The following is a 24,236-nucleotide window of genomic DNA, read 5'->3' as shown; positions in this document are numbered from 1 at the left end:
GGCGGGGGAAGGCGGGATCAACCCCGCGCATCCTCCAGCATCATCCGCGCGGCCTTTTCGGCGATCATCATCACCGGCGCGTTGGTATTGCCGCTGGTGATAGTCGGCATGATCGAGGCATCCGCGATCCGCAACCGCCCAAGCGCCCGCATCCGCAGGCGCGGATCCACGACCGCGCCGTCATCCGTGCCCATGCGGCAGGTGCCGACCGGGTGGAAGATCGTGGTGCCCACCGCGCCCGCCGCGCGGACCAGATCGTCGTCGGTCTGAAAGGCGATGCCCGGCACATGCTCGCTGGGATCGAAGCGCGTGAAGGCGGGCTGCGCGGCGATCTTGCGCGCCAGCCGGATCGCGCGCACGGCCACGTCCCGGTCCCCCGGCGTGGACAGGTAATTCGGCCGGATCGCCGGATGGGCGCGGAAATCAGGGCCGGTGACATGGACCGAACCCCGGCTTTCGGGCCGCAGGTTGCAGACGCTGGCGGTCATCGCCGGAAAGGGGTGGACCGGATCGCCGAACTTGTCCAGGCTGACCGGCTGGACGTGGAATTCCAGATCCGCCGTGGCCTTGTCGGGGCCGGATTTCGCGAAGATTCCCAACTGGCTGGGGGCCATCGACATCGGACCGGACCGCTTCAGCAGGTATTCCAACCCGATAGACGCGCGGCCCAGCAGCCGCGAGGCCTTTTCGTTCAGTGTGGGTACGCCCTTGACCTTGTAGACAAGCCGCAGTTGCAGATGATCCTGAAGGTTCTCGCCCAGATCCGGCACATCGATCTGCGGGGCGATGCCTGCGGCTTGCAGCACCTCGCCCCGGCCCACGCCGGATTGTTCCAGCACCTGGACGGATCCGATGGCCCCCGCCGACAGCACGGTCTCGCGCACCGCCCGGACCTCTTTCCGCTGGCCCTGATGGTGGAAGACGACGCCCCTGACTTCGCCCTGTTCGATCACCAGCCGCTCGACCTCGGCTCCGGTCAGCACGCGCAGGTTGGGGCGCGACAGAACCGGGCGCAGGAAGGCCTTGGCCGCGCTCCACCGCCATCCGGCGCGTTGGGTCACGTCGAAATAGCCGCCGCCCTCGTTGTCACCCCGGTTGAAATCATCCGTGCGCGGGATGCCCGCCTGTTCCGCCGCGTCCATGAAGGCGTCCAGAACGGCCCAGCGGACGCGGGCAGTTTCCACCCGCAATTCGCCGCCCGAGCCATGGGCGTCGTCGGCGCCGCGATAGAAATCCTCCTGCGCCTTGAACAGCGGCAGGATGTCGTCCCAGCCCCAGCCGGTGCAGCCAAGCTGGCGCCAGTGGTCGTAATCCGCTGCCTGACCGCGCATATAGATCATGCCGTTGATCGACGAACAGCCGCCCAGCACCCGCCCGCGCGGGTAAAGCAGCGACCGCCCCCCCAGCCCTTCCTCGGCCTGGGTCTTGAAGCCCCAGTCGGTGCGCGGGTTGCCGATGCAGTACAGGTATCCGACCGGAATATGGATCCAGTGGTAATTGTCTCGGCCACCCGCTTCCAGCAACAGCACCCGCGCCCTGGGATCGGCGGACAGGCGGTTCGCCAGGACGCAACCGGCGCTCCCCGCGCCGATGACGATGTAATCGTAGCTTTCCATCAGTTTTCGGCCCTGAACCCAAGCTTGCGGCCCAGCTTGCTGGCGAAGAATTCGCCGATCAGGCCGCGGCGGAAGACAAGGACGCAGACCATGAACACCACGCCGGTGATGATCGTGACCGGAAAATCCGACGTGGCGAGGTAGTTCTGCAAGGTCACCACCAGCCCGGCGCCGACGACCGGGCCCGCCAGCGTGCCGATGCCGCCCAGAAGGGTCATCAGGATCACCTCGCCCGACATCTGCCAGGACACGTCGGTCAGCGTCGCGAATTGGAAGATCAGCGCCTTGACGCCCCCCGCCAGCCCGGCCAGCGCCGCCGACATGACGAAGGCCCCCAGCTTGTAGCGGCTGACCGAATAGCCCAGCGAGATCGCCCGCTGTTCGTTTTCCCGGATCGACTTCAGGATCATCCCGAAGGGCGAGTTCACGAAGCGCCAGATGATCAGCAGCCCCAGGATGAACACCGCCAGCACGAAGTAATACATGGTCATCGTGTCGGACAGGTCGAACAGGCCGAACAGGCGGCCGCGCGGCACGGACTGGATGCCGTCTTCGCCATGCGTGAAGCCCGCTTGCAGGCAGAAGAAGAAGAACATCTGCGACAGGGCCAGGGTGATCATCGCGAAATAGATCCCCTGGCGGCGGATGGCGATGGCGCCCATCACCAACCCCAGGGCGGCGGCACCCAGGACGCCCAGCAGGATCCCGGCCTCGGGCGGCCAGCCCCAGACCTTGACCGCATGGGCGGTGAAATAGGCCGCCCCGCCGAAGAACGCGGCGTGGCCGAAGGACAGCAGGCCGGTATAGCCCAGCAGCAGGTTGAAGGCCGCCGCGAACAGGCCGAAGGCCAGCAGCTTCATCAGAAAGATCGGATACAGGAACTGCGGCGCCAGCAGCAGCGCGGCCGCGATCACCGCCAGCAGCGCCAGCTGGATCTGGCCGGCCTTGGGATGGACGGCGATCTGTTCGGTGGCGATGGGTTCGGATTTGCCGGACATCAGGCATCCTTTCCGAAAAGGCCCGCCGGGCGCAGGATCAAGACGATGGCCATGATGACGAAGATCACGATGTTCGAGGCCTCGGGGTAGAAGACCTTGGTCAGCCCCTCGACCACGCCCAGCAGATAGCCGGTGACGATGGCCCCCAGGATCGAACCCATGCCGCCGACCACGACGACCGCGAAGACGATGATGATCAGGTTCGATCCCATCAGCGGGCTGACCTGATAGACCGGCGCCGCCAGCACCCCCGCGAAGGCCGCAAGTCCCGCGCCCAACGCATAGGTCAGCGTCAGCAGCAAGGGCACGTTCACGCCGAAGCTTTGCACCAGGGTCGGGTTCTCGGTCGCGGCGCGCAGGTATGCGCCCAGCTTGGTCTTCTCGATCAGGAACCAGACCCCCAGGCAGACGATCAGGGACGCGATCACCACCCAGCCGCGATAGATCGGCAGGAACATGAAGCCCAGGTTGACCGCCCCGGTCAGCGCGCCGGGCGCCGCGTAGGGCATGCCCGAGGCGCCGTAGAAATACCGGAAGGTGCCCTCGATGGCCAAAGCCAGCCCGAAGGTGAACAGCAACCCATACAGGTGGTCCAGCTTGTACAGGCGCGACAGCATCGTGCGTTCGATGATGGCGCCGAACAGCCCGACGATCAGCGGCGCCAAGATCAGCGCCAGCCAGTAGTTGACGCCGCCCACGGTCAGCAGCAGCAGCGCGGTAAAGGCGCCCAGCATGTATTGCGCGCCATGGGCGAAGTTGATCACGCGCAGCAGGCCGAAGATGACTGCAAGGCCCAGCGACAGCAGCGCGTAGAAGGAACCGTTGATCAGGCCGACCAGAAGCTGGCCCAACAGCGCCTGGACGGGGATACCGAAGATCATGGTCATGTCATACCCCCAGTTCCCGATGCAGCAGGTCCATCCGGTTCGGAAGGTCCGATACCGGGAATTCGGCGGTCATCGTGCCGTGATCCATCAGATAGAAGCGGTCGGCGACCTTGGCGGCGAAGCGGAAGTTCTGCTCCACCAGCACCACGGTCATGCCGCGCTGTTTCAGTTTGCGAAGCACCTCGCCGATGGCGTTGATGATGACCGGGGCCAGGCCCTCGGTCGGTTCGTCCAGCAGCAGGCAGCGCGCCCCGGTGCGCAGGATCCGCGCCATCGCCAGCATCTGCTGTTCGCCCCCCGACAGCTTGGTGCCGGGGCTGTTGCGGCGTTCGCGAAGATTCGGGAACAGGTCATAGAGCTCGGCCACGGACATGCCCCCATCGGCGACCTTGGGGGGCAGCATGAGGTTTTCCTCGACCGAGAGGGTCGCGAAAATGCCGCGCTCCTCGGGGACGAAGCCCAGGCCCGCGCGGGCGGTCTTGTGCAGGGGCACGGACATCATGTCCTGGCCGGCGAAGGTGATCCGGCCGGTGCGCTTGCGCAGGATGCCCATGATCGTGCGCAGCGTGGTGGTCTTGCCCATGCCGTTGCGGCCCAGGATGCAGATCATCTCGCCTTCGTGGACATGCAGGTCGACGCCGTGCAGCACATGGCTTTCGCCATACCAGGCCTGAAGCCCGGCGGTTTCCAGAAGCGGCGCCGTCATTCCTCGGTTCCCATATAGGCGGTGCGCACACGCGGATCGGCGGACACGGTGGCATAGTCGCCGGTCGCGATGATCTCTCCGCGTTGCAGGACGGTGACGTGGTGGCAGATGTCGGCGACCACGTTCAGGTTATGCTCGACCATCAGCACGGCGCGGGTCTGCGCGACATCGCGGATGATGTCGGCCACCATCCGCACGTCCTCTTGGCCCATGCCGGCCATCGGCTCGTCCAGCAGCAGCACCTGCGGGTCGAGCGCCAGGGTCGTCGCGATCTCCAGCACGCGCTTGCGGCCATAGGACAGGTCGGCGGCGCGGTGATAGCGATAGGGCGTCAGGCCCAGGTGGTCGATCAACTCGTCCGCCCGTGCGTTCAGCCGGTCCAGCGCGGACAAGGGCTTCCAGAACTGCACGGCCAGCCCCGCCGGGCGCTGCAACGCGACCTTGACGTTCTCGCGCACCGTCAGATGCGGAAAGACGGCCGAGATCTGGAAGGACCGCACAAGCCCCATCCGGGCCACCTTGTCAGGCTTGGTCCGGGTGATGTCCTGGCCCAGCAGCGTGATCTTGCCGCGCGTCGGTTGCAGGAACTTGGTCAGCAGGTTGAAGACCGTGGTCTTGCCCGCCCCGTTCGGCCCGATCAGCGCATGAATGCGCGCGTGTTCGACATCCAGATCGACGTTGTTGACCGCCGTGAACCCGGCGAAATCCTTTCCCAGACCGCGGGCGGACAACACCGCCCGCGGCTCGGATTGCGTCATGACAGGCGCAACGGTCATGGGCGCGCCTTACTGCGTGACCAGCGGGCAGCCGCTTTTCGCGGGATCCAGATAGGCCTGATCGCCCGGAATGGTCGCCAGGACGTTGTAATAGTCCCAGTCCTCGGTGATGTCGGCGGGGGCCTTCACCTCCATCAGATAGACATCCTTGATCATGCGGCCGTTGGCGCCGACCTTGCCGTCCTGGGCGAACACGTCGTTGACGGGCAGTTCGTGCAGCTTGGCGGCAACCGCCTCGGTCTCGTCCGTGCCGGCGGCCTCGATGGCCTTCAGATAGGACAGAACCGCCGAATAGGTGCCGGCATGGACCATGTTCGGCATGGATCCGGTGCGCTCCAGGAAGCGGCGGCCGAATTCCTCGGATTCGGCGTTGCGCTTCCAATAGAAGCTTTCGGTCAGGTTCAGGCCCTGCGCGGCCTCGGCCCCCAGGCCGTGAACGTCGGCCAGCGTGAACAGCAACGCCGCCAGCTTCTGCCCGCCCTGGGTGATCCCGAATTCCGCGGCCTGCTTGATCGCATTCTGCGTGTCGGCCCCGGCATTGGCCAGCCCGATCACCTTGGCGCCCGAAGCCTGCGCTTGCAGCAGGAACGACGAAAAGTCGGTCGAGGCCAGCGGGTGGCGCACCGATCCGACCACGCTGCCGCCCTTTTCGGTGACGAAGGCGGTGGTCTGTTCTTCCAGCGAATAACCGAAGGCATAGTCGGCGGTCAGGAAGAACCAGCTGTCCCCGCCTTCCTGCACCAGGGCGCCGCCGGTCCCCACCGCCAGTGCGTGGGTGTCATAGGCCCAGTGGAAGCCATAGGGCGAACATTGCGCGCCGGTCAGTTCGGTCGTCGCCGCGCCGGTGTTGATGGTGATCTTCTGCTTCTCGCGGCTCAGCGCCTGAACCGCCAGTCCGACCGAGGACGAGGTCAGTTCCATGATGCTGTCCACCTGTTCGGTGTCGTACCATTGCCGCGCGATGTTCGAGGCGATGTCGGCCTTGTTCTGGTGGTCCGCCGTCACGACCTCGACCGGGGCGTCCAGAACCGTGCCGCCGAAATCCTCGACCGCCATCAGGGCCGCTTCATAAGAGTTCTTGCCGCCGAAATCGGAATAGACGCCGGACTGGTCGTTCAGGATGCCGATCTTGACCTTGCCGTCCGAGACCTCGGCCACGGCGGGGGCGGCGATCAGCCCGACGGATGCTGCCGACAACAAAAGTTTACGCATTCAACCTCCCTTAGGCATGACACCGCAGCGCCGCGGTCGATGCCGCAAGCCGGAATGATGCCCTGTTCCTGGTGACGACAGCCTCTCCTCCAGCCGTCGTTCGACGAAAGGATGACCCTAAAGTCACTTTGACACAAGCGTTCAATACGGTCTAATTTCGTTCAGGTTCTGTACAAATTTGAACAATGACGCTCAGTTGGGACGACCTTCAGTTTTTCCTTGCCGTCGCCCGCGAAGGGCAACTGTCGCGCGCGGCGCGGATCTTGGGCACGTCGCATGTCACCGTCTCGCGCCGGATCGACCGGCTGGAACAGGCGCTGAACGCGCGGCTGTTCGAACGCAATCCGCGCGGCTACGAACCCACCCCCGCCGGCCGCCGCCTGATCGAGACCGCCGAGCGGATGGAGGAGGCGGCCGACCAGATCCCGGTGGAGCAGGGCGCGGCGTCGCGGCAGGCCGGGCCGCTGCGGCTGGCGGCGCCGGAGGGCTTTGCCAGCCTGTTTTCACAGCATCTTTGGCCCGAATTCATCGCGCAGTTTCCGCTGATCTCGCTGGAGCTGGTGACCATGCCGCAGGTGCTGTCCCTGTCCCGGCGAGAGGCGGACATGTCGGTGACGCTGGACCCGATCTCCCACGGGCCATACCGATCCGAGCGGATGGCGAACTATACCCTGCACCTCTATGCGACCGACGCCTATCTGGCCGACAATCCGCCCATCGCCGGGCGCGACGACCTGCGTCCGCACCGCATCATCGGCTATATCGAGGAGATGATCTTCGCCCCCGGCCTGGACTATCTGAACGAAATCCTGCCGGGGATCCGCGCCTCGATCAAAAGCAGCAGCATCTTCAACCAGTTGGCTGCGGCGCGCAATCACCTGGGGATCGCGGTGCTGCCGCATTACATCGCGTCGAAATATCCCGAACTGCGGATCGTCCTGCCGGACGAGGTGACGCTGACCCGCAGCTATTGGCTGACCTGCCATCGCGACGTGCGCGCGATGCGCCGCGAGCGGGCGGTCATCGCCTTTCTGACCGACAGCCTGCGAGCGCGCGGATCGGAACTGGTGCGCCCAGTCCCGGCGATTCCGCTTGCCGCGATGCAACCGGAGGCACAGACTTGACATTAATGTGATGTCAAGGAGGTGGGACATGCCAGACACTCACGTAGGGACCGCCGCGCCGGCCACGCATCAGCCGGAACTGCATCGCGTCATGGGGCCGAAACTGCTGTTGCTGTTCATCGTCGGCGACATCCTGGGGACCGGGGTCTATGCCCTGACCGGCACCGTCGCGGCCGAGGTCGGCGGCGCGGCCTGGGCGCCCTTCCTGGTGGCCTTCCTGGTCGCCACCATCACCGCGATGTCCTATCTGGAACTGGTGACGCGCTATCCCCAGGCGGCGGGCGCCGCGCTGTATGCTCACCGGGCCTTCGGCGTCCATTTCCTGACCTTCCTGGTGGCCTTTACGGTGATGTGTTCGGGGATCACTTCGGCTTCGACCGCGTCGAACGCCTTCGCGGGGTTCCTGAATGACGGCTTCCGGCTTGGCTTCGCCAAGGGCAGCGCGGGGATCCTGCTGATCGCGCTTGGCTTCATGGCGCTTGTCGCGGCGATCAACCTGCGCGGCGTGGGCGAAAGCGTCAAGGCCAACGTCGTCCTGACCTGCGTGGAACTGACCGGGCTTCTGATGATCATCTTCGTGGGCTTCTATGCGATGGCCCAGGGCCGCGCCGACTTTTCCGAGGTGATGGTCTTTCATTCGTCCCAGGAAAAGGGCGCCTTCCTGTCGCTGACCGCCGCGACCGCGCTGGCCTTCTTTGCCATGGTCGGATTCGAGGATTCCGTGAACATGGCCGAAGAGGTCAAGGATCCCGTCCGCATCTTCCCCCGCATCATGCTGACCGGCCTGGGCATCACCGGGGTCATCTATATCCTGGTGTCGATCTGCGCGGTGGCCCTGGTGCCGGTCGGCGACCTGTCGAACCCCGACCTTGGGTCGGCACTGACGCAGGTGGTCCGCGCGGGCGCGCCGAACCTGCCCTTCGACACGATCTTTCCCTTCATCGGCATGTTCGCGGTGGCGAATTCCGCGCTGATCAACATGCTGATGGCCAGCCGCCTGCTGTACGGCCTGGCCCGCCAGGGGGTGCTGCCGCACGGGCTGGACCTGGTCCATCACACGCGCCGCACGCCCTGGGTGGCGATCCTGTTCACCACGGCCCTGGCCTTCGGGCTGATCTATTTCGTCGTCACCCGGTCGAACCTTCCGGCGGTTAGCCTGCTGGGGGGAACGACCTCTCTGCTGCTGCTGTGCGTGTTCACCGTGGTCAACATCTCGCTGATCGTGCTGCGGCGCCAGCCTGCGGGGCACGACCATTTCCGGGCGCCGGCGGTCACGCCCTGGATCGGCGCCGTGACCTGCGCCTTCCTGGCCGGGCCCTGGGCGCGCAGCGCGGCGCAGATGGACCAGTACCGCATCGCAGGCTGGCTGCTGGGGTTGGGCGTGGTGCTGTGGGCCGCGACCTGGATCTGGAACCGGGCGCGCCACAAGCCCCATCCCGGCAGCCTGGGCGACATCGAATCGATGCGCGAACATCACGGGGATTCGCCGCGCAACTAGGGCGGAAAGACTGGCGATCCCGGAAGGAATCGAACCCTCAACCTGCCGATTAGAAGTCGGCTGCTCTATCCAGTTGAGCTACGGGACCGTCAGGCCGATGTTTTGCGGGATCGCAGGCCGATGCGCAAGTCACAGCGTGCGGGTCATGAAGACGCTGTTCGGATCGGGACGATAGGCCCCGAAAGGCGGGCATTCGACGAAACCGCCGCGCGCATACAGACCCCGCGCGGCGGCAAAGCCGGGCTGCGCGCCGGTTTCCAGCGACAACCGCGTCAGCCCGACCCGGCGCGCATGGTCGATCAGCCGGTCCAGCATCAGCCGCGACAGGCCCCCGCCCCGTGCTTCGGCCAGGATGTGCATGGACTTGATCTCTCCATGCCGGAGATCCAGGCGCTTCAGCGCCGCCATGCCCACAGGGGCACCGGCGCGGCGCAGCACGAAAAAGTCGATCTGCGGCGAAACCAGCGTCTCGCGCGGCATCATGTGGATGGATTCGGGCGGCGTATCGGCGTGCATGTCCGCAGTGTGGCGCTGGAACAGCAGGGCCAGGTCGTCGGCCAGCGGCGATTCGGCGGCAAAGGACAGCGTTTCCGTCACGGGCGGCCCCTGGGAAGGCGGACAGCAAAAGGGCGGCCGCGCGGGCCGCCCCTGACAATAGTTCTGAAATCAGGCGGCGCGGGACAGCAGCACTTCCTCGACGCTCTTCTGGGCTGCACCCTCGTCCAGACCTTTGACCGCCGCGACTTCGCGGGTCAGCCGGTCCAGGGCAGCTTCGTACAGCTGGCGTTCGGAATAGGACTGTTCGCGCTGATCGTCATTGCGGTGCAGGTCGCGCACCACCTCGGCAATGGACATCAGGTCGCCGGAGTTGATCTTCTGGTCGTATTCCTGCGCCCGGCGCGACCACATCGCGCGCTTGACGCGGGCCTTGCCTTTCAGTGTCTCCAGGGCGCGGTCGATCAGGTCGGGGGTCGACAGGCTGCGCATCCCGATTTCCGAGGCACGGGCGGTCGGAACGCGCAGGGTCATCTTGTCCTTCTCGAAAGAGATGACGAACATCTCCAGCCGCAGGCCCGCGACTTCCTGTTCGTCGATCGAGACGATGCGGCCGACGCCATGGGCCGGATAGACGACGAAATCATCGGGGCGGAATTCGTTTTTCTTGGTCTTGGACATCTGGCTTCCTCTTGGTAGTGCCTTGAGAAGGACACAAAGAACCGAAAGCGGCGCAAGCCACCTTCGGTGCGTTTTTTGATCGTGATGTCATCCCTGCTCGGCAGAAAGCAGGAAATCGGCAGTTCGGGGCGCACATCCTTTGGGCCTCTGACTCCCATCAGATGCGAATGTTTCCTGAATATAGCATAAATAAGACGCTAAAAAAAGCATCCTGTGGGGATTGTTCCCCGGCTGGCGTTCCGCCTTAAATTTATTAAAGTTCAATTACTTAAGGCAGGAATGCCGAAAAATTGACGCGGCGGCAGCCAGCGAATCGCGACGGTCAGTCGCCCTCGCCCGGCGCTTCGGAAAAATACTTCTCCAACTTGCCCGGAACGCCGTCCATCTCGGCGGCGGTGGGCAGCGGATCCTTTTTCTGGGTGATGACCGGCCACAGTTCCGAATATTTGCGGTTGAACTCGACCCATTCCTCCATGGCCGGTTCGGTATCCGGGCGGATCGCATCGGCGGGGCATTCCGGCTCGCAAACGCCGCAGTCGATGCATTCGTCGGGATGGATTACCAGGGTGTTTTCACCCTCATAAAAGCAGTCCACGGGGCAGACCTCGACGCAGTCGGTGTATTTGCACATGATGCAATTATCGGTCACGACATAGGTCATCAGAGGCTCCATTCCTTCCGAGGGCTAGTTACGCCCCGGTGTCCGATCATTCAAGGCCGCAGCTTTGGAAAAGACTGCCGTTTCGTGAAAGCGCGCAAGCGGAAAACGCCGTTCCCGGCGGGCCGGGCGCATCCGAACGGGATCCGTCAGGCGGGTTCGTCCAGGTCGTGATACAGAGCCTGGGCCTCGGTCGCGGGGCCGCGCCGCTGGCCAAGCGCGGTGATTTCCAACGCGCGCACCTGGCCAAAGGCCGACACCACGACCCGGTCGCCCGGCCGGACCAGCTTGCCCGGCTTGTTACAGGGCTGGTCGTTCACGCGGACGCCCCCGCCCTCGATCCGTTCGACGGCAATCGCGCGGGACTTGAAGACCCGCGCGAAAAACAGCCACTTGTCCAGTCGCAGCCCGTCGGGACTGTCCGTCACTTCTTGTCCTTCAGCGCCGCGAGGATGGCGAAGGGGCTATCGGGATCGGCCTTCTTTTCAGGCCGGGACGAGAAGGTCGCGGGCTTGTTGTGCTGCGGCTTGCCGCCCTTCTTGAAGTTGTCCTTGCCGCGCGGTTTGCCGCCGCCCTCGCCGTGATCGCGCTTGTCGCGGCGTTCGCGGTTCGGGCGCCCGCCTTCGGGACGATCCTGCCGGTCGCCCTGATGGGCGGAGCGGTCGCCCCGTTCCGGACGGTCGGCTGCGGCGCCGTCCTGACCTGCGCCGTCGCGGCGCGGGCCGCCCCGGCGTCCCTGCCCATCGCCCTGCGGACGGCGGTTCGGGCGCGGCTTCGGCGCCCAGCGGAAGGTATAGAATACCTCCATCTCGGGCTCGGCTTCCTCGATCACCTCGCCCGATGCTTCGGCCTCGGCGCGGCGTTTCTCGGCCTGCTCGGCCTCCCATTTCGCGCGGGTCTCGGCGGCGAGGACGCTTTCCTCCTCGGTCAGCGGGGCGTCGGACGCCTCGCCTTCCGGCGCGGGCATTGCGACCGGAACCTCGGCCGTCTTGACCTTGGCTCGCTCGCCACGCTCGGCGGCATAGCCCAGGCCTTCCATCAGCTTCGAGAACTGCTCCAGCGTCATGCCGGTGATCGACAGCATGTCGGGATTGGCCTCGAACCCGCTGCGCGTGTCCTGGGTGCGCAGCAGATCGGCCAGCCGTTCCAGCATGTCGATGCGGATCGCCCGTTCGCCAGCCGGACGGTATCCCGACAGCGTATAGTGCTGTTCGGGCACCTCGGCGATATGCGGGATCGTGACCAGGCCGGGCGGCGGGCTTTCCGGGAAGGTGTCCAGCCCTTCGGCCAGCGACCACAGCACCAGCCGCAGCCGGGTCGGCGCGGGTTTCAGCAGAGCGGGCATGAAGATCGTGAACTGGCCGAAGCGGACGCCGTGCTTGCGCAGCGCGCCGCGGGCTTCCTGGTCCAGTTCCTTGACCTCATGCGCCACGCCGTCGCGCGGCAGGATGCCCAGCGATTCCACCAGCCGGAAGGCGAAGCCGCGCGCAAGCCCGGTCAGCGCCTCGTCCTTTTGCAGGGTCAGCAGAGGCTCGAACAAGGCCGCCACCTTGCGGTCGATGAAGTGCTGGAGGCGGCGCTTGACCTTCTCGGCGATCTCGGGGCCCGCTTCCTCGTCCACGAAGACCTCGACGCCGGGATGCAGGGCGTCGGCCCCGCGCACCAGCTTGCCGATGGCGGCGGTGCCCCACATCAGCCCGCCCTGTTCCGTGTAATCCAGTTCGGTATCCGGTGCGTTGTAGAAGCGGTCGGCGCGCAGGTGGAATTCCGGGCGCAGCGCCTCGTAGCTGGCGCGGTTCAGCATCCGGGCCTCGTCCGCCGTCGCGGTCTGGTCGGGGCGGAAGCGGAAGCCTTCCAGACGGCCGGCGAATTCGCCCTCGACCGTCACTTCGCCCTTATCGTTCACTTCGGCCACAAGGCTCTCCTTCTGCTTGAGCCGGCGCAGCAGCACCGAGGTGCGCCGGTCCACAAATCGTTGGGTCAGCGCCGCGTGCAACGCGTCCGACAAGCGGTCTTCTACCGCGCGAGTCTCGCCGCGCCAATGGCTTTCGTCCTGCACCCAGCCGGATCTCTGCGCGACATAGGTCCAGGTGCGGATATAGGCCAGCCGCTTGGACAGCGCGTCGATATCGCCATGGGTCCGGTCGATCCGCCGGATCGCGGCGGCCAGCCAGTCCGACGGAATGGCCCCATCTTGCAGGAAGCCGAAGATTCGCGCCAGCAGGCTGGTATGTTCGACAGGCGAGATCCCGCGAAAATCCGGCACGCGGCACACGTCCCATAAAAGCCGCACATCCTGCCCGCCCTGCACGCGGTCGCGGATTTCCGGGATGTCGCGCAGCGATTTCAGCGCCTGCACGTCGTCCGCGTCCCGGCCCCGGCCCAGCAGCGCGTGGCCCGACGGCGATTCCAGACTGTCCACCAGGCGGTCCATGGTGCCGAATTGCAGGTCCGAGTTGCGCCAGGTCAGCCGCTGAATCGGCGCGAAGCGGTGGTTCTCGATGGCGTCGATCAGGCCTTCGTCCAGAATCGCGGCCTCTCCGGTCACGCCGAAGGTGCCGGATTCGATGTGCCGCCCCGCCCGGCCGGCGATCTGGCCCATCTCGTGCGGGAACAGCGGGCGGACGCGGCGGCCGTCGAACTTGTGCGTGGCGGAAAAGGCCACATGCCGGATGTCCAGATTCAGGCCCATGCCGATGGCATCCGTGGCGACCAGGTAATCGACCTCTCCGGCCTGATACATAGCGACCTGGGCATTGCGCGTGCGGGGCGACAGCGCGCCCATGACGACCGCACAGCCGCCCTTCTGCCGCCGGATCAGCTCGGCCATGGCATAGACGTCATCGACGCTGAAGCCGACGATGGCGGACCGCGCTGGCATCCGCGACAGCTTCTTGGACCCCGACCAGGACAGCCGCGACAGCCGGTCGCGCCGCTGGAACTGCACGCCGGGGATCAACGCGGCGATGGCCGGGCGCATCGTGTCGCTGCCCAGAAACAGCGTTTCGTGCAGGCCGCGCATCTTCAGCAGGCGGTCGGTGAACACATGGCCGCGTTCGGGATCGGCGCAAAGCTGGATTTCGTCGATGGCGACGAAATCGGCGGCGATGTCGGGCATCGCCTCGGTCGTGGCCACCCAGTATTGCACACGGTCGGGGACGATGCGTTCTTCGCCCGTGACCAGGGCCACGACCGATGGGCCGCGCGCCTTGACGATGCGGTCATAGACCTCGCGCGCCAGCAGGCGCAGGGGCAGGCCGATGACGCCGGTGCGGTGCGCCAGCATCCGCTCGATCGCGTAATGCGTCTTGCCGGTATTGGTCGGCCCAAGGATGGCCGTGACGCGGCCGCGTTCATGAATTGTCATGGCCTAGATATCGGTGCCGTCCTGCTGCCGTTCCAGACGCGCCACGCCATCGATCGCCTCTTGCTGGTGGGGATGGATGGCCAGGCTTTCGCGGAAGGCGGCCAGGGCGCGTTCGGTATCGCCGGTTTCCTCAAGCATGATGGCCAGTTGGGTCAGCGCGGGAAAATGGCGCGGCTCCAGTTGCAGGGTCCGGGACAGATCCTGGAAGGCGGGGCCGAACTGCCCGGCGGCGGCATAGGCGGCGGCGCGGGTATAGAAGCCCGCCGGAAAATCCGGGGCGTGGTCGGTCAGCGCGGTCAGATGGCCGATGGCAGCCTGGGTATCGCCCTGGTCCAGGGCTTCCTCGCCCCGCTGCAACAGCAGGTCCATCGCGGCGGATCCCGATTTCGACCATTCGCGCAGGATGTCCGATTCGGCGATGCGCCAGGATTCGCCCTGAGGTTCGGCCAGGCGGCGGAAAAGATCGTCCATATCGGGGCGATCCTGGGCCCCGGCCGCCAAAGCGGTTGCGGAAATGACGAAAAAGGTAATTATTCCGTGGCGGAATGCCGCGACGACATTATGGATAATGTGGCGGACGGGACGCATATGAATGATGTTATCCAGCCCGCTTGCCGGGCGCCAGCCCACCCGAAACGAAAGACCTGGAAAAAAGATGAGCAATGTTGTGAATGCGGCCGTCGAGAAGCTGAACGAAAAGATCGGCACGTTCGGATCGACCGCCAAATTCGTGATCGAGGATGAAGGCGCGATCATGATCGACCAGAACGGCGTTCGCGCAGGCGACGAAGAGGCCGAGGTGACGCTGTTCGCCAGCCGCGACACCTTCGAAGGCATCCTGAACGGCAGCGTCAACCCGGCCACCGCCTTCATGATGGGCAAGCTGAGGATCGACGGGTCGATGGGTGTCGCCATGCAACTGGGCCAGGCGCTGTCCTGATCCCCATGCCCGGCCGGCCCGCTCCGTTCAGGCAATTGCCCGGCGATTCCCGGCCCCCGGCGCGGGCCTTCTGGACGCAGGCCGACGACGGCGTGACCCTGCGGCTGGCCCATTGGCCCGCCGCGACCGACAGCCTGGGCACCGTGCTGCTGTTTCCCGGCCGCACCGAATATATCGAGAAATACTCGGGCATCGCTTCCGAACTGACGGTGGCGGGATATGACGTGCTGGCGATCGACTGGCGCGGCCAGGGGCTGTCCGACCGGCTGCTGCCGGATGTTCGGCTGGGCCATGTCGGGCAGTTCGCGGATTATCAGCGCGACGTGGTGGAAGTGATCGTCGCCGCGACCGAACTGGCCCTGCCCCGGCCCTGGCACCTGCTGGCCCATTCGATGGGCGGCTGCATCGGCCTTGCGGCGCTGCACCAGGATCTGCCGGTCGCCTCGGCCGCATTTTCGGCGCCCATGTGGGGCATCAGCCTGCGGCCCATGCCGCACGGGCTGGCGGTGGGCATGACCTATCTGGCGGGACGGCTGGGGCGCGGCGCGCGCCTGGCCCCAGGCAGCGGGGGCGGCACCCTGGGCACCTATGTGCTGGACGAAAGCTTCAGCGCCAACCTGCTGACCGAGGATGCCGACGAATGGTGCCGCATGGTCCGCCAGGCGGCGGCCTGGCCCGACATGACCCTGGGCGGGGCCAGCTTCGACTGGGTGGGCAAGGCGCTGAACGAATGCCTGCGCCTGTCGCGCCTGCCCTCGCCCGATATTCCGGCCGTGGTCAGCCTGGGCAGCCGGGAAAGGATCGTGTCGTCAGCGGCGATCCGCGACAGGGTCTCCCGCTGGCCCTCGGCATCGCTGATGACGGTCGAAGGCGCGCGGCACGAGGTGATGATGTGCACTCCCGACCGCCGCGCCGCCTTCCTGTCGGCGGCGCTGGACCTGTTCCAGTCCGCGCGCTAACCGTCCTGGCCCGGATCCGGCTGGGGGATGTGATGCGGGCGGACCTTGTCCGCCGCCATCGCCGCCGGAAGGCGCAGCCGCACCCGCTTGATTCGGCGGGGGTCGGCATCGACCACCTCGAACTCCGCGCCCGAGGCGTGGGGGATCACCTCTCCCTGCGCGGGAAGATGGCCCGCCAAGGCAAAGACCAGTCCGCCCAGCGTGTCGATATCCTCGCCCTCGTCCTCGCCGATCAGGGGCAGGCCGGTTTCGGCCTCGACATCGCTGACGGGCGCGCGGGCCTGGATCAGCCACTGGCCGGGCTTTTCCAGCACCCACAGGCTGCCCTCGGCATCGTCATGCTCGTCCTCGATCTCTCCGATGACCTGTTCGATCAGATCCTCGATGGTCACAAGCCCGTCCACGCCGCCATATTCGTCGATGACCAGGGCCATGTGGATGCGCTTCTGCTGCATCTGCTGCAACAGCACGCCGATCGACATCGAGGGCGGCACATACAGCAAGGGCCGCAGCATCGGCCGCAGATGGAATTCTCCGTTCGCGCCGAAACCGTGCTTCAGCGCCAGATCCTTCAGGTGGATCATCCCCAAGGGGCTGTCCAATGTCTCGGCATAGACCGGCAGGCGGGAAAACCCGTGTTCGCGGAACAGCGCGACCAGATCGTCCAGGCTGCTGGTCTCAGCGGCGGCGATGATCTCGGCCTTGGGCACGGCCACATCGTCGACGCGCATCCGCCGCAGGTTGACCATGCCGGGCGCGATCTGGGCGCGCCTGTCGTCGCCGTCCGCCTCATCCTCGGCGCCTTTCAGGGCGTCGAAGAACCGCCCCAGGAAACCGCGCGAACTGGGAAGATCCCGTCCCTCTCCTCCGACACCGTCCGCCTCGGAGGCGGCATCGGCACCAAGGGGATGGCCGGGTAATCGAGACTCGGAGTTCATCAGACCTTCTCGTGATAGGGATCGGGAATATTCAGGCCCGCCAGGATCGAACGCTCGGCGGCTTCCATTGTTTCCGCATCGGCGTCGTTCTGGTGGTCATAGCCCAGCAGATGCAGGGTCGCGTGGACCAGCAGGTGGGTGACGTGATCGGCCGCCGGCTTGCCCTGCGACTCGGCTTCGGCCAGGCAGGTGTCATAGGCGATGGCGATGTCGCCCAGCTCGTCTTCGTCCGGCAGATCGGGGGCGGCGCCGGGTTCATGGGGCACATGCTCGACCGAGGGCCAGGACAGCACATTGGTTGCGCGGGGCTTGCCGCGGAAATCGGCGTTGAGCGCGGCGATGCGGGCGTCGTCACAGCCCATCACCACGACCTCTCCGCCGATGCCGTGCCAGGTCAGCGCGGCACTCACCGCGCGTTCTGCCAGGGCCTCAAGCCCCAGCGACGTCCATCGGTCATCCTCGATGACGCAATCGGTGGAGATGTCGTCAGGCATCGCCTCGCATTGCCCGGCGGGGTGCGTATTGTCCGCGCGGTCCCTCTGATTCGCCACGCGCCAGGGCGGCGGCATCGTCTGCGTCATACGCGGTGATGATGCGCGCGACAAGCGGGTGGCGCACAACGTCCTTGGCGGTGAAGTAGTTGAAGCTGATCCCCTTGACCCCGTCCAGGATGCGTTCGGCATCGACAAGCCCCGACTGCATCCCGCGCGGCAGGTCGATCTGGGTGCGGTCGCCGGTCACGACCATCCGCGATCCCTCGCCCAGGCGGGTCAGGAACATCTTCATCTGCATGGTGGTGGCGTTCTGCGCCTCGTCCAGAACGACGAAGGCATTGGACAGCGTGCGGCCGCGCATGAAGGCCAGGGGCGCGATCTCGATGCGCTTTTCCTCCATCAGCTTCTGCATCTGCTTGGCGGGCAGGAAATCGTTCAGCGCGTCGTAAAGCGGCTGCATGTAGGGGTCGACCTTCTCCTTCATGTCGCCGGGAAGGAAGCCCAGGCGTTCCCCGGCCTCGACCGCCGGGCGCGACAGGATGATGCGGTCCACATGGCCGCCGATCAGCATGGTGACGCCCACGGCGACGGCCAGATAGGTCTTGCCGGTGCCCGCCGGGCCGATGCCGAAGGCCAGTTCGTTCTGGAACAGCGACCGGACATAGGCCTTTTGCGCATCGGTGCGCGGTTCGATGGATTTCTTGCGGGTGCGCAATTCGTAATCGCCCGCCGCGAACATCTCCATCTGTTCGGCGGGCGTCGCGGGAGCGCTGTCGTCCACGCCCATGCGCAAGGCGGCCTCGATCTCGGCCAGCGACACCGGGCGGCCTTGTTCCAGCCGCGCGTAAAGGCCGCGCAGCAGCAGCGCGGCCTCGGCCTGCGCCTCGGGGGTGCCGACCACGGCCAGTTGGTTGCCGCGCCGCAGGATATGGACGCCAAGCGCCTCCTCGATCCGGGCGAGGTGGCGGTCGTTCACGCCGCACAGGTCGATCAGCAGCCGGTTGTCGGGGAATTCCAGCAGGGTTTCGGTCGAAGGGGTCGCGACGGGGGGCGTAGGCGTAAGGCCCAAATTTCTCTCCTGCTCAGGTCTTGCCATTCATGGTGGCAATCCGGGGGGATTCGCACAAGGTCATAGTGGCGGGGTGTTGCCAAGAAACCCCGCCAGCGGCGCGGCGTGATCCATCCCGGAAATCGGACCGTCCCATGCGATGCGCCCGTCCTGCAACAATGCCACCCGGTCGCCGATGGCGCGGACCGACTCCATGTCATGGGTGATGGTGATGGCGGTAGCCCCGGTTTCGGTGACGATTCCCCGGATCAGCGCGTTGATCCGCCGCGCCCGGATCGGGTCCAGCCCGGTCGTCGGCTCGTCGAAAAAGATCACCTCCGGGTCGTCGGCGATGGCGCGGGCCAGCCCGACCCGCTTGGCCATGCCGCCCGACAGTTCGGCAGGCATCAGGCCGGCGGTTTCCGGGCCAAGCCCGACGCGGGCCAGCTTTTCCACGGCGATGGCGCGGGCTTGGGCATCCGGCATCCGCTGGCGCAGACGGAAGGCCACGTTCTGCCAGACGGTCAGGCTGTCGAACAGCGCCGCCCCCTGGAACAGCATCCCGAAGCGGGCCAGGAAGGCCGGCCGCGCCCCGCCTTCCAGCGGACGGCCCCGCCACAGGATCTGCCCGCCATCCGGCGCGATCAGGCCCAGGACGCATTTCAGCAGCACCGACTTGCCGGTGCCCGACTGGCCGATGACGCACAGGCTTTCGCCCTGCCCCACCGCCAGATCGACGCCCGCCAGCACCGGCTTGCCGCCAAAGGATTTGTGCAGTCCCTGGACCTGGATCATTCGAAGAACAGCCCCGTCAGCACGAAATTCGCGGCCAGGATGCCCACGGCGGCGGCGACCACGGCGGATTTCGTGGCCCGCCCTACGCCCGCCGCGCCGCGCCCCGACCGGATGCCGAACCAGCATCCGCAGACTGCGACGATCAGGCCGAAGACCGCGCCCTTCAGCAGGCCCGACACCACATCCCAGCGTTCCAGATAGGCCGCCGAATTGGCAAGATAGGCGGTGGAGTTGAAGCCCAGCGACTGCGTGCCGACCAGCCAGCCGCCCAGGATGCCGATGATGTCGCCCACGCCCACCAGCACGGGCACGGTCAGCATGGCCGCCCACAGGCGCGGCGTGACCAGCCAGCGCATCGGGTCGGTGGACAGGGTGACAAGCGCGTCGATCTGTTCCGTGACCTTCATCGTGCCGATTTCGGCGGCGATGGAGCTTGCGACGCGGGCGGCCACCATCAGGCCGCCCAGCACCGGGCCAAGCTCTCGCACCATGCCGATGGCGACGATGGCGGGCACCACGTCGCTGGCCTGGAAGCGCGCGCCGCCGGAATGGATCTGCAAGGCAAGCGCCGCCCCGGTGAACAGCGCGGTCAGCCCCACGACCGGCAGCGACAGCCAGCCGATCTGGACCAGTTGCGCGGCGAAGGCGCGGCCGTAAAAGGGCCGCAGCCGGAACAGCCCGCGGACGGTGAACAGCGCCACGGCGCCGATCCCGCGCGTCAGCGACAGTGCCGCGCGGCCGATCAGCCGGATTGGGTTCACCGATAGATCCGGTCGTAGCGATGGCCCAGAGAGGTCAGGATTTCGTACCCGATGGTACCCGCGAAATCCGCCACCCGGTCGACCGGCTGGGCGGGACAGATCAGGTCCAGTTCCCCCGGCACATCGTCAAGGCCGGTCACATCGGCGGTGATCAGGTCCATCGACACCCGCCCGACGAGGGGACAGGCGGTGCCGCCCGCATAAAGGCTGGCCCCCTTGGACGAGATCGAGCGCAGGATCCCGTCGGCATAGCCCGCAGCCACCGTGGCGATGCGGCGCGGCGCGTCCGCCGTCCAGGTGGCGCTGTAGCCCACGAATTCGCCCGGCTGCACCATTCGCGTCTGGATCACCGGCAGGGACAGGCGAACGACCGGCTGCGCCTCGGCAAAGGGCAGCGCGCCGTAAAGCCCGATGCCGGGGCGGATCAGGTCGAAATGATAATCCGGCCCCAGCAGGATCCCGCCCGTCGCCGCCAGCGAACGCGGCACGCCGCAGCCATCGGTCATGGCCCGGAAGGCGGCAAGCTGCGCGGCATTGGCGGGGTGGCCGGGTTCGTCCGCGCAGGCCAGGTGGGACATGATGAAGTCGGGGCCTGCCGCCAAGGCCTCGGCCCGGATCGCGGACCATTCGCCCGGTTCCAGCCCCAGCCGGTTCATGCCGGTGTCAAGCTGGATCGCGAAAGGCTTGCCGGGCCGCATGGTCCGGTCGCGGAAGAACTGTTCGGGGCTGTTGAGGACGGGGACCAGGCCGGTCAGATCCGCGCCCTCCATATGGCCGGACAGGATATTGATGCGGGCGTCGTCGGGCAGATGCGGGCGCAGCGCCCGGCCTTCGCTGGCGATCGCCACGAAAAAATCCCGCGCGCCTGCGGCATAGAGGGCCGGGGCGACCCTGGCCGCGCCCAGGCCATAGGCATCGGCCTTGACCACCGCACCCGGCCGGGCGCCGGGGGCCTTGGCGGCCAGCGCGGTCCAGTTGGCGACGATGGCGTGCAGGTCGATATGCAGGGTCATGGCGGGCGTCCTGTGATGGTCGCGCATCTTCAAGCAGAAATCGGCCCGCGCTTCCAGCCCGTTCAGACGAACTGTTCGCGCAGCAGCCGTTCCTCAAGCCCGTGGCCGTTGTCGAACAGCAGCCGGTGGCGCACGTCCTGCGCGCTGCGGATCTGGACGCGCACGACATGGCGGACCGACCGGGAATCCGCATCCGCCATGACCGGGCGGCGCTCGGGGTTCAGCACCTCGACCTCGACCTCGGCGCCCTTGGGCAGCAGCGCGCCGCGCCAGCGGCGGGGGCGGAAGGGGGCGATCGCGGTCAGGGCCAGAACCTCGGAATTGATCGGCAGGATCGGGCCATGCGCGGAATAGTTATAGGCCGTGGACCCGGCGGGCGTGGCGATCAGCGCACCGTCGCAGACCAGCTCGGCCATCCGCATCTTGCCGTCGACATGGATGCGCAGCTTGGCGGCCTGGGGGCCTTCGCGCAACATGCTGACCTCGTTGATGGCCAGCGCCTCGTGGACGGATCCGTCGGCGCGGATCGCCCGCATCCGCAGGGGGTTGATGACGGTTTCCTCGGCGGCGGCCAGGCGTTCCAGCAGCCCGCTTTCGGAATAGCCGTTCATCAGGAACCCCACGGTTCCCCGGTTCATGCCATAGACCGGCAGATCGCGGTCGGTCAGCGCGTGCAGGGTTTGCAGCATGAACCCGTCGCCGCCAAGCGCCACCACGACGTGCGCCCGATCCAGATCCGCCGCGCCATAGCGGTCGGTCAGCACCGCAAGGGCCTTTTGCGCGATCTCGGATTCGCTGGCGGTGAAATGGATCGTCGCGGTCATGTCGGCCTCTGTTTGGCGCGGGCAGCATCCGACGCAGGCCCCGGCAATGCAAGCCCTGTCGCCCCTATCCCGGATTCTGCCGCATTTGTGCCTTTCCGCACCGTCAACCCTGGGATAGAAGGCGCCAAACCACCGCCCCTTGGCCCAACGATAAGGACGCGAGCCCATGAACGCACCTACCCGCGAAACCGGATTCTTCACCGAAACGCTGGCCAGCAGCGATCCCGAAGTCGCGAAGGCGATCACCCAGGAACTGGGTCGCCAGCGGGACGAGATCGAACTGATCGCGTCCGAGAACATCGTGTCCAAGGCCGTGCTGGAGGCGCAGGGTTCGGTCCTGACGAACAAATACGCCGAGGGCTATCCGGGCAAGCGCTATTACGGCGGCTGCCAGTATGTCGATATCGTCGAGACGCTGGCCATCGAACGCGCCAAGACGCTGTTCGACTGCGAATTCGCCAACGTCCAGCCGAACAGCGGCAGCCAGATGAACCAGGCGGTGTTCCTGGCGCTGTTGCAGCCGGGCGACACCTTCATGGGCCTGGACTTGAATTCCGGCGGGCACCTGACCCACGGTTCGCCCGTCAACATGTCGGGCAAGTGGTTCAACGTCGTCAGCTATGGCGTGCGCCAGCAGGATCAGCTTCTGGACATGGACGATGTCCGCCAGAAGGCCCTGGAAAACAAGCCGAAGCTGATCGTCGCGGGCGGCACCGCATACAGCCGCGTCTGGGACTGGGCCGCCTTCCGCAAGATCGCGGACGAGGTAGGCGCCTATCTGATGGTGGACATGGCCCATATCGCGGGCCTGGTCGCGGGCGGGCAGCACCCCTCGCCCCTGCCCCACGCGCATGTCGTGACCACCACCACGCACAAATCCCTGCGCGGGCCGCGCGGCGGCATGGTGCTGACCAACGACGCCGACATCGCCAAGAAGATCAACAGCGCCGTGTTCCCCGGCCTTCAGGGCGGCCCGCTGATGCATGTGATCGCCGCCAAGGCCGTGGCCTTCGGCGAGGCGCTGCAACCCTCGTTCAAGGCCTATGCCGCGCAGGTCGTGAGGAACGCGCAGGCCATGGCGGACGAGCTGATGAAGGGCGGCATCGACATCGTGTCGGGCGGCACCGACAACCACCTGTGCCTGGCCGACCTGCGTCCGAAAGGCGTCACCGGCAAGGCGACCGAGGCTGCCCTGGGCCGTGCCCACATCACCTGCAACAAGAACGGCGTGCCGTTCGATCCTGAAAAGCCCTTCGTCACCAGCGGCATCCGCCTGGGCACCCCGGCCGGCACCACGCGCGGCTTCGGCGAGGATGAATTCCGCCAGATCGCCCGCTGTATCGTCGAGGTCGTGGACGGACTGGCCGCGAATGGCGAGGAAGGCAATGCCGAGGTCGAGGCCAAGGTGAAGTCCGAGGTGGCCCAGCTTTGCGCCCGCTTCCCGCTTTACGCCGGGATGTGATGCGCTGATCCGAAGACCACCCCGCCGCGTCCCTCGCGGCGGGGTTTTTCATGGCTGCTCGGCGGCGGGCACGATGGCGGCAGACCGCAGCCGCGCCTCTCGCCAGGTGATATAGCTGATCGCCCCGATCATCATCGCACCGCCCAGGATCACCCATTCGTCCATGGGTTCGTGAAAGACCAGGACTCCCAGCAGGCTGGCCCAGATCAGTTGCAGAAAGACGACCGGCTGCGTCACCGTCAGGGGCGCCGCGGCGAAGGCGCGCGTCATCGTGTAATGCCCCGCCGTGGCAAAGACCGCGACCAGCCCCAGCCAGCCGATCTGCGCCCAAGTCGGCGGCACCCAGACCGCCCAGGCCACCGGCGCCAGGCCGATCGTCACCGTCAGAGACAGCATGGCGACGACGATGGCGGCGGGAACATGGTCGGTGATGCGCTTGGCGACCAGATAGGACGATCCAAAGGCCAACGAGGCCGCGACCTGCGACAGATGCCCCGGATCCAGTTCCCGCAGCCCCGGCCGCAGCACGATCAGCGCCCCCATCAGCGCCACGCAGACCGCAGCGATGCGCCGCAGGGCCAGCCGCTCGCCCATGATCAGGGCGGCGCCCACGGTGACGACGATGGGATTCAGGAAGCCGATGGCCGTCGCCTCGGCCACGGTGATGCGCGACATGGCATAGAACCATGCGATCACCGCCAGGACATGCAGCGCGCCCCGCAGCGTCAGCATCCGCCAGACCTGCGGCGGAAACCCCGCCCGCAGCGCCGGGATCAGCACTGGTCCCAGAAACACCAGCCCGAACAGAAACCGGATGAACGCGGCCTGAGGGGCGGGCACCGCGCCGCCCAGCCATCGCACGATGCCGTTCACGGCGACAAAGCACAGCCCGGTCGCCAGCATCCAGCCAATTCCCGCCAGATCCCGGCGCGTCTGCATGTCCATTTGCATGACGTGCAGTTGGACCGCTTTGCGGCGGCTGCG

Annotated in this window: 25 protein-coding genes and 1 tRNA gene; 5 read left to right on the top strand and 21 right to left on the bottom strand. The window is 66.5% G+C overall.

What is annotated here, in order from left to right; translation table 11 throughout:
* Nucleotides 1–17: 17 nt before the first annotated feature.
* Genes ACTJI6_RS03350 through ACTJI6_RS03325 form a run of 6 tightly spaced genes read right to left on the bottom strand, consistent with a single transcriptional unit; the run spans nucleotide 18 to nucleotide 6,195 of the window.
* Complete coding sequence (locus ACTJI6_RS03350) at nucleotides 18–1,616, bottom strand: GMC family oxidoreductase (protein WP_440797820.1); 1,599 nt, start codon at nucleotides 1,614–1,616, stop codon at nucleotides 18–20.
* Nucleotides 1,616–2,614 (bottom strand): branched-chain amino acid ABC transporter permease, encoded by a 999-nt coding sequence (locus tag ACTJI6_RS03345; protein ID WP_440797818.1) that lies wholly within the window; start codon nucleotides 2,612–2,614, stop codon nucleotides 1,616–1,618. The genes ACTJI6_RS03350 and ACTJI6_RS03345 overlap by 1 nt, the downstream gene beginning before the upstream one ends.
* The gene (locus ACTJI6_RS03340; protein ID WP_440797816.1) at nucleotides 2,614–3,501 is read right to left on the bottom strand and encodes a branched-chain amino acid ABC transporter permease; all 888 of its coding nucleotides are present in this window, start codon (nucleotides 3,499–3,501) and stop codon (nucleotides 2,614–2,616) included. Before ACTJI6_RS03340 ends, ACTJI6_RS03345 begins: the two co-directional genes overlap by 1 nt.
* Nucleotide 3,502: 1 nt before the next feature.
* Nucleotides 3,503–4,207 (bottom strand): ABC transporter ATP-binding protein, encoded by a 705-nt coding sequence (locus ACTJI6_RS03335; protein ID WP_440797814.1) that lies wholly within the window; start codon nucleotides 4,205–4,207, stop codon nucleotides 3,503–3,505.
* Nucleotides 4,204–4,983: an ABC transporter ATP-binding protein gene (locus ACTJI6_RS03330; protein ID WP_440797812.1), complete on the bottom strand. Its 780-nt coding sequence runs from the start codon at nucleotides 4,981–4,983 to the stop codon at nucleotides 4,204–4,206. Before ACTJI6_RS03330 ends, ACTJI6_RS03335 begins: the two co-directional genes overlap by 4 nt.
* Before the next feature lie 9 nt (nucleotides 4,984–4,992).
* Nucleotides 4,993–6,195, bottom strand: coding sequence for an ABC transporter substrate-binding protein (locus ACTJI6_RS03325; RefSeq protein WP_126154497.1), 1,203 nt, complete (start codon nucleotides 6,193–6,195; stop codon nucleotides 4,993–4,995).
* 185 nt (nucleotides 6,196–6,380) lie between these two features.
* Between ACTJI6_RS03325 and ACTJI6_RS03320 the strand changes: the two genes are divergently transcribed.
* Complete coding sequence (locus ACTJI6_RS03320; RefSeq protein ID WP_440797810.1) at nucleotides 6,381–7,319, top strand: LysR family transcriptional regulator; 939 nt, start codon at nucleotides 6,381–6,383, stop codon at nucleotides 7,317–7,319.
* Nucleotides 7,320–7,347: 28 nt separating this feature from the next.
* A complete protein-coding gene (locus ACTJI6_RS03315; RefSeq protein WP_440797808.1) occupies nucleotides 7,348–8,817 on the top strand; it encodes an APC family permease in 1,470 nt (489 codons plus the stop codon).
* Between the two features lie 11 nt (nucleotides 8,818–8,828).
* Here ACTJI6_RS03315 and ACTJI6_RS03310 read toward each other — a convergent pair.
* From ACTJI6_RS03310 to ACTJI6_RS03280, 7 genes are all read right to left on the bottom strand, one after another.
* Nucleotides 8,829–8,905, bottom strand: a tRNA-Arg gene (locus ACTJI6_RS03310).
* Nucleotides 8,906–8,946: 41 nt separating this feature from the next.
* The gene (locus tag ACTJI6_RS03305; RefSeq protein ID WP_241232765.1) at nucleotides 8,947–9,414 is read right to left on the bottom strand and encodes a GNAT family N-acetyltransferase; all 468 of its coding nucleotides are present in this window, start codon (nucleotides 9,412–9,414) and stop codon (nucleotides 8,947–8,949) included.
* Between the two features lie 69 nt (nucleotides 9,415–9,483).
* Complete coding sequence (locus ACTJI6_RS03300; protein WP_275106210.1) at nucleotides 9,484–9,993, bottom strand: CarD family transcriptional regulator; 510 nt, start codon at nucleotides 9,991–9,993, stop codon at nucleotides 9,484–9,486.
* A 322-nt stretch (nucleotides 9,994–10,315) separates the two neighbouring features.
* Nucleotides 10,316–10,654: a ferredoxin FdxA gene (fdxA, locus tag ACTJI6_RS03295; protein ID WP_126154543.1), complete on the bottom strand. Its 339-nt coding sequence runs from the start codon at nucleotides 10,652–10,654 to the stop codon at nucleotides 10,316–10,318.
* A gap of 146 nt (nucleotides 10,655–10,800) precedes the next feature.
* Nucleotides 10,801–11,079 carry an RNA-binding S4 domain-containing protein gene (locus tag ACTJI6_RS03290; protein WP_440797805.1) on the bottom strand — a complete coding sequence of 93 codons (279 nt, stop codon included), beginning with the start codon at nucleotides 11,077–11,079 and terminating at the stop codon, nucleotides 10,801–10,803.
* Entirely contained in the window at nucleotides 11,076–14,018 is a 2,943-nt protein-coding gene (locus tag ACTJI6_RS03285; RefSeq protein WP_440797803.1) for a helicase-related protein, read from the bottom strand. The genes ACTJI6_RS03290 and ACTJI6_RS03285 overlap by 4 nt, the downstream gene beginning before the upstream one ends.
* Nucleotides 14,019–14,021: 3 nt before the next feature.
* Nucleotides 14,022–14,489, bottom strand: a complete 468-nt coding sequence (locus ACTJI6_RS03280) for a tetratricopeptide repeat protein (RefSeq protein WP_241232767.1) — start codon at nucleotides 14,487–14,489, stop codon at nucleotides 14,022–14,024.
* 184 nt (nucleotides 14,490–14,673) lie between these two features.
* On the opposite strand from ACTJI6_RS03280, the gene ACTJI6_RS03275 reads away from it, so the two are divergent.
* The gene (locus ACTJI6_RS03275; RefSeq protein WP_126154545.1) at nucleotides 14,674–14,958 is read left to right on the top strand and encodes an SCP2 sterol-binding domain-containing protein; all 285 of its coding nucleotides are present in this window, start codon (nucleotides 14,674–14,676) and stop codon (nucleotides 14,956–14,958) included.
* Nucleotides 14,959–14,993: 35 nt separating this feature from the next.
* Entirely contained in the window at nucleotides 14,994–15,917 is a 924-nt protein-coding gene (locus ACTJI6_RS03270) for an alpha/beta fold hydrolase (protein WP_440797800.1), read from the top strand.
* Here ACTJI6_RS03270 and ACTJI6_RS03265 read toward each other — a convergent pair.
* The 7 genes from ACTJI6_RS03265 to ACTJI6_RS03235 form a co-directional block, all read right to left on the bottom strand.
* Entirely contained in the window at nucleotides 15,914–16,855 is a 942-nt protein-coding gene (locus ACTJI6_RS03265) for a hemolysin family protein (RefSeq protein ID WP_440797798.1), read from the bottom strand. The genes ACTJI6_RS03270 and ACTJI6_RS03265 overlap by 4 nt on opposite strands.
* A complete protein-coding gene (ybeY, locus tag ACTJI6_RS03260) occupies nucleotides 16,855–17,349 on the bottom strand; it encodes an rRNA maturation RNase YbeY (protein WP_440797796.1) in 495 nt (164 codons plus the stop codon). The genes ACTJI6_RS03265 and ybeY overlap by 1 nt, the downstream gene beginning before the upstream one ends.
* The gene (locus ACTJI6_RS03255) at nucleotides 17,342–18,418 is read right to left on the bottom strand and encodes a PhoH family protein (RefSeq protein ID WP_440797794.1); all 1,077 of its coding nucleotides are present in this window, start codon (nucleotides 18,416–18,418) and stop codon (nucleotides 17,342–17,344) included. The genes ybeY and ACTJI6_RS03255 overlap by 8 nt, the downstream gene beginning before the upstream one ends.
* Nucleotides 18,419–18,478: 60 nt before the next feature.
* Nucleotides 18,479–19,192, bottom strand: coding sequence for an ABC transporter ATP-binding protein (locus tag ACTJI6_RS03250; RefSeq protein WP_440797792.1), 714 nt, complete (start codon nucleotides 19,190–19,192; stop codon nucleotides 18,479–18,481).
* Complete coding sequence (locus ACTJI6_RS03245) at nucleotides 19,189–19,953, bottom strand: MlaE family ABC transporter permease (protein ID WP_440797790.1); 765 nt, start codon at nucleotides 19,951–19,953, stop codon at nucleotides 19,189–19,191. Before ACTJI6_RS03245 ends, ACTJI6_RS03250 begins: the two co-directional genes overlap by 4 nt.
* Nucleotides 19,950–20,966: an alanine racemase gene (gene alr / locus ACTJI6_RS03240; RefSeq protein WP_440797788.1), complete on the bottom strand. Its 1,017-nt coding sequence runs from the start codon at nucleotides 20,964–20,966 to the stop codon at nucleotides 19,950–19,952. The genes ACTJI6_RS03245 and alr overlap by 4 nt, the downstream gene beginning before the upstream one ends.
* 62 nt (nucleotides 20,967–21,028) lie before the next feature.
* Entirely contained in the window at nucleotides 21,029–21,790 is a 762-nt protein-coding gene (locus ACTJI6_RS03235) for an NAD kinase (protein ID WP_440797786.1), read from the bottom strand.
* A gap of 166 nt (nucleotides 21,791–21,956) precedes the next feature.
* On the opposite strand from ACTJI6_RS03235, the gene glyA reads away from it, so the two are divergent.
* Complete coding sequence (gene glyA, locus ACTJI6_RS03230; RefSeq protein ID WP_440797785.1) at nucleotides 21,957–23,252, top strand: serine hydroxymethyltransferase; 1,296 nt, start codon at nucleotides 21,957–21,959, stop codon at nucleotides 23,250–23,252.
* Between the two features lie 48 nt (nucleotides 23,253–23,300).
* On the opposite strand, the gene ACTJI6_RS03225 is transcribed toward glyA, so the two are convergent.
* A complete protein-coding gene (locus ACTJI6_RS03225) occupies nucleotides 23,301–24,191 on the bottom strand; it encodes a DMT family transporter (protein WP_440797783.1) in 891 nt (296 codons plus the stop codon).
* Between the last annotated feature and the right edge of the window lie 45 nt (nucleotides 24,192–24,236).

Origin of the sequence: Paracoccus sp. 22332 (genome assembly GCF_052045125.1) — a bacterium.
GTDB lineage: Bacteria > Pseudomonadota > Alphaproteobacteria > Rhodobacterales > Rhodobacteraceae > Paracoccus > Paracoccus haematequi_A.
The sequence above is the reverse complement of the archived record's forward strand: the minus strand, read 5'-3'. Positions and strand labels throughout refer to the sequence as shown.

Excerpts from the sequence above, each read along its gene's own strand:
- ACTJI6_RS03280 (WP_241232767.1), bottom strand. The coding sequence starts at position 14,489 with ATGGACGATCTTTTCCGCCGCCTGGCCGAACCTCAGGGCGAATCCTGG.
- glyA (WP_440797785.1), top strand. The coding sequence starts at position 21,957 with ATGAACGCACCTACCCGCGAAACCGGATTCTTCACCGAAACGCTGGCC.
- ACTJI6_RS03225 (WP_440797783.1), bottom strand. The coding sequence starts at position 24,191 with ATGCAGACGCGCCGGGATCTGGCGGGAATTGGCTGGATGCTGGCGACC.
- ACTJI6_RS03350 (WP_440797820.1), bottom strand. The coding sequence starts at position 1,616 with ATGGAAAGCTACGATTACATCGTCATCGGCGCGGGGAGCGCCGGTTGC.
- ACTJI6_RS03320 (WP_440797810.1), top strand. The coding sequence starts at position 6,381 with ATGACGCTCAGTTGGGACGACCTTCAGTTTTTCCTTGCCGTCGCCCGC.
- ACTJI6_RS03285 (WP_440797803.1), bottom strand. The coding sequence starts at position 14,018 with ATGACAATTCATGAACGCGGCCGCGTCACGGCCATCCTTGGGCCGACC.
- ybeY (WP_440797796.1), bottom strand. The coding sequence starts at position 17,349 with ATGCCTGACGACATCTCCACCGATTGCGTCATCGAGGATGACCGATGG.
- ACTJI6_RS03300 (WP_275106210.1), bottom strand. The coding sequence starts at position 9,993 with ATGTCCAAGACCAAGAAAAACGAATTCCGCCCCGATGATTTCGTCGTC.
- ACTJI6_RS03265 (WP_440797798.1), bottom strand. The coding sequence starts at position 16,855 with ATGAACTCCGAGTCTCGATTACCCGGCCATCCCCTTGGTGCCGATGCC.
- ACTJI6_RS03275 (WP_126154545.1), top strand. The coding sequence starts at position 14,674 with ATGAGCAATGTTGTGAATGCGGCCGTCGAGAAGCTGAACGAAAAGATC.
- ACTJI6_RS03250 (WP_440797792.1), bottom strand. The coding sequence starts at position 19,192 with ATGATCCAGGTCCAGGGACTGCACAAATCCTTTGGCGGCAAGCCGGTG.
- alr (WP_440797788.1), bottom strand. The coding sequence starts at position 20,966 with ATGACCCTGCATATCGACCTGCACGCCATCGTCGCCAACTGGACCGCG.
- ACTJI6_RS03235 (WP_440797786.1), bottom strand. The coding sequence starts at position 21,790 with ATGACCGCGACGATCCATTTCACCGCCAGCGAATCCGAGATCGCGCAA.
- ACTJI6_RS03330 (WP_440797812.1), bottom strand. The coding sequence starts at position 4,983 with ATGACCGTTGCGCCTGTCATGACGCAATCCGAGCCGCGGGCGGTGTTG.
- ACTJI6_RS03340 (WP_440797816.1), bottom strand. The coding sequence starts at position 3,501 with ATGACCATGATCTTCGGTATCCCCGTCCAGGCGCTGTTGGGCCAGCTT.
- fdxA (WP_126154543.1), bottom strand. The coding sequence starts at position 10,654 with ATGACCTATGTCGTGACCGATAATTGCATCATGTGCAAATACACCGAC.
- ACTJI6_RS03335 (WP_440797814.1), bottom strand. The coding sequence starts at position 4,207 with ATGACGGCGCCGCTTCTGGAAACCGCCGGGCTTCAGGCCTGGTATGGC.
- ACTJI6_RS03325 (WP_126154497.1), bottom strand. The coding sequence starts at position 6,195 with ATGCGTAAACTTTTGTTGTCGGCAGCATCCGTCGGGCTGATCGCCGCC.
- ACTJI6_RS03315 (WP_440797808.1), top strand. The coding sequence starts at position 7,348 with ATGCCAGACACTCACGTAGGGACCGCCGCGCCGGCCACGCATCAGCCG.
- ACTJI6_RS03345 (WP_440797818.1), bottom strand. The coding sequence starts at position 2,614 with ATGTCCGGCAAATCCGAACCCATCGCCACCGAACAGATCGCCGTCCAT.